General features: G+C 44.5%; 9 protein-coding genes. All 9 read left to right on the forward strand.

Annotated elements, in window-relative coordinates; genetic code table 11:
* Positions 1–512: hypothetical protein (locus KI367_RS27890; RefSeq protein ID WP_212953254.1), on the forward strand; the 512-nt coding region annotated here is incomplete at its 5' end.
* Positions 513–520: 8 nt separating this feature from the next.
* Entirely contained in the window at positions 521–1507 is a 987-nt protein-coding gene (locus KI367_RS27895; RefSeq protein ID WP_000466547.1) for a Minor spike protein, read from the forward strand.
* 63 nt (positions 1508–1570) lie between these two features.
* Complete coding sequence (locus tag KI367_RS27900) at positions 1571–3112, forward strand: replication endonuclease (protein WP_000252566.1); 1542 nt, start codon at positions 1571–1573, stop codon at positions 3110–3112.
* Positions 3045–3197 (forward strand): hypothetical protein, encoded by a 153-nt coding sequence (locus KI367_RS27905; RefSeq protein ID WP_435988044.1) that lies wholly within the window; start codon positions 3045–3047, stop codon positions 3195–3197. The genes KI367_RS27900 and KI367_RS27905 overlap by 68 nt, the downstream gene beginning before the upstream one ends.
* Positions 3130–3369 (forward strand): phage DNA packaging protein C, encoded by a 240-nt coding sequence (locus KI367_RS27910; RefSeq protein ID WP_016670801.1) that lies wholly within the window; start codon positions 3130–3132, stop codon positions 3367–3369. Before KI367_RS27905 ends, KI367_RS27910 begins: the two co-directional genes overlap by 68 nt.
* Positions 3366–3824 carry a scaffolding protein D gene (locus KI367_RS27915; protein ID WP_000084700.1) on the forward strand — a complete coding sequence of 153 codons (459 nt, stop codon included), beginning with the start codon at positions 3366–3368 and terminating at the stop codon, positions 3822–3824. The genes KI367_RS27910 and KI367_RS27915 overlap by 4 nt, the downstream gene beginning before the upstream one ends.
* Positions 3824–3940 (forward strand): phage DNA packaging protein J, encoded by a 117-nt coding sequence (locus KI367_RS27920; protein WP_000033471.1) that lies wholly within the window; start codon positions 3824–3826, stop codon positions 3938–3940. Before KI367_RS27915 ends, KI367_RS27920 begins: the two co-directional genes overlap by 1 nt.
* 36 nt (positions 3941–3976) lie before the next feature.
* Positions 3977–5260 carry a major capsid protein gene (locus tag KI367_RS27925; protein ID WP_000065572.1) on the forward strand — a complete coding sequence of 428 codons (1284 nt, stop codon included), beginning with the start codon at positions 3977–3979 and terminating at the stop codon, positions 5258–5260.
* A gap of 110 nt (positions 5261–5370) precedes the next feature.
* Positions 5371–5513 (forward strand): hypothetical protein (locus KI367_RS27930; RefSeq protein ID WP_505861222.1); only part of this gene is annotated, 143 nt, incomplete at its 3' end.

Raw genomic sequence — 5513 nt, forward strand, 5'->3', positions numbered from 1 at the left:
TTTCTCGCCATAATTCAAACTTTTTTTCTGATAAGCTGGTTCTCACTTCTGTTACTCCAGCTTCTTCGGCACCTGTTTTACAGACACCTAAAGCTACATCGTCAACGTTATATTTTGATAGTTTGACGGTTAATGCTGGTAATGGTGGTTTTCTTCATTGCATTCAGATGGATACATCTGTCAACGCCGCTAATCAGGTTGTTTCTGTTGGTGCTGATATTGCTTTTGATGCCGACCCTAAATTTTTTGCCTGTTTGGTTCGCTTTGAGTCTTCTTCGGTTCCGACTACCCTCCCGACTGCCTATGATGTTTATCCTTTGGATGGTCGCCATGATGGTGGTTATTATACCGTCAAGGACTGTGTGACTATTGACGTCCTTCCCCGTACGCCGGGCAATAATGTTTATGTTGGTTTCATGGTTTGGTCTAACTTTACCGCTACTAAATGCCGCGGATTGGTTTCGCTGAATCAGGTTATTAAAGAGATTATTTGTCTCCAGCCACTTAAGTGAGGTGATTTATGTTTGGTGCTATTGCTGGCGGTATTGCTTCTGCTCTTGCTGGTGGCGCCATGTCTAAATTGTTTGGAGGCGGTCAAAAAGCCGCCTCCGGTGGCATTCAAGGTGATGTGCTTGCTACCGATAACAATACTGTAGGCATGGGTGATGCTGGTATTAAATCTGCCATTCAAGGCTCTAATGTTCCTAACCCTGATGAGGCCGTCCCTAGTTTTGTTTCTGGTGCTATGGCTAAAGCTGGTAAAGGACTTCTTGAAGGTACGTTGCAGGCTGGCACTTCTGCCGTTTCTGATAAGTTGCTTGATTTGGTTGGACTTGGTGGCAAGTCTGCCGCTGATAAAGGAAAGGATACTCGTGATTATCTTGCTGCTGCATTTCCTGAGCTTAATGCTTGGGAGCGTGCTGGTGCTGATGCTTCCTCTGCTGGTATGGTTGACGCCGGATTTGAGAATCAAAAAGAGCTTACTAAAATGCAACTGGACAATCAGAAAGAGATTGCCGAGATGCAAAATGAGACTCAAAAAGAGATTGCTGGCATTCAGTCGGCGACTTCACGCCAGAATACGAAAGACCAGGTATATGCACAAAATGAGATGCTTGCTTATCAACAGAAGGAGTCTACTGCTCGCGTTGCGTCTATTATGGAAAACACCAATCTTTCCAAGCAACAGCAGGTTTCCGAGATTATGCGCCAAATGCTTACTCAAGCTCAAACGGCTGGTCAGTATTTTACCAATGACCAAATCAAAGAAATGACTCGCAAGGTTAGTGCTGAGGTTGACTTAGTTCATCAGCAAACGCAGAATCAGCGGTATGGCTCTTCTCATATTGGCGCTACTGCAAAGGATATTTCTAATGTCGTCACTGATGCTGCTTCTGGTGTGGTTGATATTTTTCATGGTATTGATAAAGCTGTTGCCGATACTTGGAACAATTTCTGGAAAGACGGTAAAGCTGATGGTATTGGCTCTAATTTGTCTAGGAAATAACCGTCAGGATTGACACCCTCCCAATTGTATGTTTTCATGCCTCCAAATCTTGGAGGCTTTTTTATGGTTCGTTCTTATTACCCTTCTGAATGTCACGCTGATTATTTTGACTTTGAGCGTATCGAGGCTCTTAAACCTGCTATTGAGGCTTGTGGCATTTCTACTCTTTCTCAATCCCCAATGCTTGGCTTCCATAAGCAGATGGATAACCGCATCAAGCTCTTGGAAGAGATTCTGTCTTTTCGTATGCAGGGCGTTGAGTTCGATAATGGTGATATGTATGTTGACGGCCATAAGGCTGCTTCTGACGTTCGTGATGAGTTTGTATCTGTTACTGAGAAGTTAATGGATGAATTGGCACAATGCTACAATGTGCTCCCCCAACTTGATATTAATAACACTATAGACCACCGCCCCGAAGGGGACGAAAAATGGTTTTTAGAGAACGAGAAGACGGTTACGCAGTTTTGCCGCAAGCTGGCTGCTGAACGCCCTCTTAAGGATATTCGCGATGAGTATAATTACCCCAAAAAGAAAGGTATTAAGGATGAGTGTTCAAGATTGCTGGAGGCCTCCACTATGAAATCGCGTAGAGGCTTTGCTATTCAGCGTTTGATGAATGCAATGCGACAGGCTCATGCTGATGGTTGGTTTATCGTTTTTGACACTCTCACGTTGGCTGACGACCGATTAGAGGCGTTTTATGATAATCCCAATGCTTTGCGTGACTATTTTCGTGATATTGGTCGTATGGTTCTTGCTGCCGAGGGTCGCAAGGCTAATGATTCACACGCCGACTGCTATCAGTATTTTTGTGTGCCTGAGTATGGTACAGCTAATGGCCGTCTTCATTTCCATGCGGTGCACTTTATGCGGACACTTCCTACAGGTAGCGTTGACCCTAATTTTGGTCGTCGGGTACGCAATCGCCGCCAGTTAAATAGCTTGCAAAATACGTGGCCTTATGGTTACAGTATGCCCATCGCAGTTCGCTACACGCAGGACGCTTTTTCACGTTCTGGTTGGTTGTGGCCTGTTGATGCTAAAGGTGAGCCGCTTAAAGCTACCAGTTATATGGCTGTTGGTTTCTATGTGGCTAAATACGTTAACAAAAAGTCAGATATGGACCTTGCTGCTAAAGGTCTAGGAGCTAAAGAATGGAACAACTCACTAAAAACCAAGCTGTCGCTACTTCCCAAGAAGCTGTTCAGAATCAGAATGAGCCGCAACTTCGGGATGAAAATGCTCACAATGACAAATCTGTCCACGGAGTGCTTAATCCAACTTACCAAGCTGGGTTACGACGCGACGCCGTTCAACCAGATATTGAAGCAGAACGCAAAAAGAGAGATGAGATTGAGGCTGGGAAAAGTTACTGTAGCCGACGTTTTGGCGGCGCAACCTGTGACGACAAATCTGCTCAAATTTATGCGCGCTTCGATAAAAATGATTGGCGTATCCAACCTGCAGAGTTTTATCGCTTCCATGACGCAGAAGTTAACACTTTCGGATATTTCTGATGAGTCGAAAAATTATCTTGATAAAGCAGGAATTACTACTGCTTGTTTACGAATTAAATCGAAGTGGACTGCTGGCGGAAAATGAGAAAATTCGACCTATCCTTGCGCAGCTCGAGAAGCTCTTACTTTGCGACCTTTCGCCATCAACTAACGATTCTGTCAAAAACTGACGCGTTGGATGAGGAGAAGTGGCTTAATATGCTTGGCACGTTCGTCAAGGACTGGTTTAGATATGAGTCACATTTTGTTCATGGTAGAGATTCTCTTGTTGACATTTTAAAAGAGCGTGGATTACTATCTGAGTCCGATGCTGTTCAACCACTAATAGGTAAGAAATCATGAGTCAAGTTACTGAACAATCCGTACGTTTCCAGACCGCTTTGGCCTCTATTAAGCTCATTCAGGCTTCTGCCGTTTTGGATTTAACCGAAGATGATTTCGATTTTCTGACGAGTAACAAAGTTTGGATTGCTACTGACCGCTCTCGTGCTCGTCGCTGCGTTGAGGCTTGCGTTTATGGTACGCTGGACTTTGTAGGATACCCTCGCTTTCCTGCTCCTGTTGAGTTTATTGCTGCCGTCATTGCTTATTATGTTCATCCCGTCAACATTCAAACGGCCTGTCTCATCATGGAAGGCGCTGAATTTACGGAAAACATTATTAATGGCGTCGAGCGTCCGGTTAAAGCCGCTGAATTGTTCGCGTTTACCTTGCGTGTACGCGCAGGAAACACTGACGTTCTTACTGACGCAGAAGAAAACGTGCGTCAAAAATTACGTGCAGAAGGAGTGATGTAATGTCTAAAGGTAAAAAACGTTCTGGCGCTCGCCCTGGTCGTCCGCAGCCGTTGCGAGGTACTAAAGGCAAGCGTAAAGGCGCTCGTCTTTGGTATGTAGGTGGTCAACAATTTTAATTGCAGGGGCTTCGGCCCCTTACTTGAGGATAAATTATGTCTAATATTCAAACTGGCGCCGAGCGTATGCCGCATGACCTTTCCCATCTTGGCTTCCTTGCTGGTCAGATTGGTCGTCTTATTACCATTTCAACTACTCCGGTTATCGCTGGCGACTCCTTCGAGATGGACGCCGTTGGCGCTCTCCGTCTTTCTCCATTGCGTCGTGGCCTTGCTATTGACTCTACTGTAGACATTTTTACTTTTTATGTCCCTCATCGTCACGTTTATGGTGAACAGTGGATTAAGTTCATGAAGGATGGTGTTAATGCCACTCCTCTCCCGACTGTTAACACTACTGGTTATATTGACCATGCCGCTTTTCTTGGCACGATTAACCCTGATACCAATAAAATCCCTAAGCATTTGTTTCAGGGTTATTTGAATATCTATAACAACTATTTTAAAGCGCCGTGGATGCCTGACCGTACCGAGGCTAACCCTAATGAGCTTAATCAAGATGATGCTCGTTATGGTTTCCGTTGCTGCCATCTCAAAAACATTTGGACTGCTCCGCTTCCTCCTGAGACTGAGCTTTCTCGCCAAATGACGACTTCTACCACATCTATTGACATTATGGGTCTGCAAGCTGCTTATGCTAATTTGCATACTGACCAAGAACGTGATTACTTCATGCAGCGTTACCATGATGTTATTTCTTCATTTGGAGGTAAAACCTCTTATGACGCTGACAACCGTCCTTTACTTGTCATGCGCTCTAATCTCTGGGCATCTGGCTATGATGTTGATGGAACTGACCAAACGTCGTTAGGCCAGTTTTCTGGTCGTGTTCAACAGACCTATAAACATTCTGTGCCGCGTTTCTTTGTTCCTGAGCATGGCACTATGTTTACTCTTGCGCTTGTTCGTTTTCCGCCTACTGCGACTAAAGAGATTCAGTACCTTAACGCTAAAGGTGCTTTGACTTATACCGATATTGCTGGCGACCCTGTTTTGTATGGCAACTTGCCGCCGCGTGAAATTTCTATGAAGGATGTTTTCCGTTCTGGTGATTCGTCTAAGAAGTTTAAGATTGCTGAGGGTCAGTGGTATCGTTATGCGCCTTCGTATGTTTCTCCTGCTTATCACCTTCTTGAAGGCTTCCCATTCATTCAGGAACCGCCTTCTGGTGATTTGCAAGAACGCGTACTTATTCGCCACCATGATTATGACCAGTGTTTCCAGTCCGTTCAGTTGTTGCAGTGGAATAGTCAGGTTAAATTTAATGTGACCGTTTATCGCAATCTGCCGACCACTCGCGATTCAATCATGACTTCGTGATAAAAGATTGAGTGTGAGGTTATAACGCCGAAGCGGTAAAAATTTTAATTTTTGCCGCTGAGGGGTTGACCAAGCGAAGCGCGGTAGGTTTTCTGCTTAGGAGTTTAATCATGTTTCAGACTTTTATTTCTCGCCATAATTCAAACTTTTTTTCTGATAAGCTGGTTCTCACTTCTGTTACTCCAGCTTCTTCGGCACCTGTTTTACAGACACCTAAAGCTACATCGTCAACGTTATATTTTGATAGTTTGAC

Origin of the sequence: Paenibacillus cookii (assembly GCF_018333375.1) — a bacterium.
GTDB lineage: Bacteria > Bacillota > Bacilli > Paenibacillales > Paenibacillaceae > Paenibacillus_AQ > Paenibacillus_AQ cookii.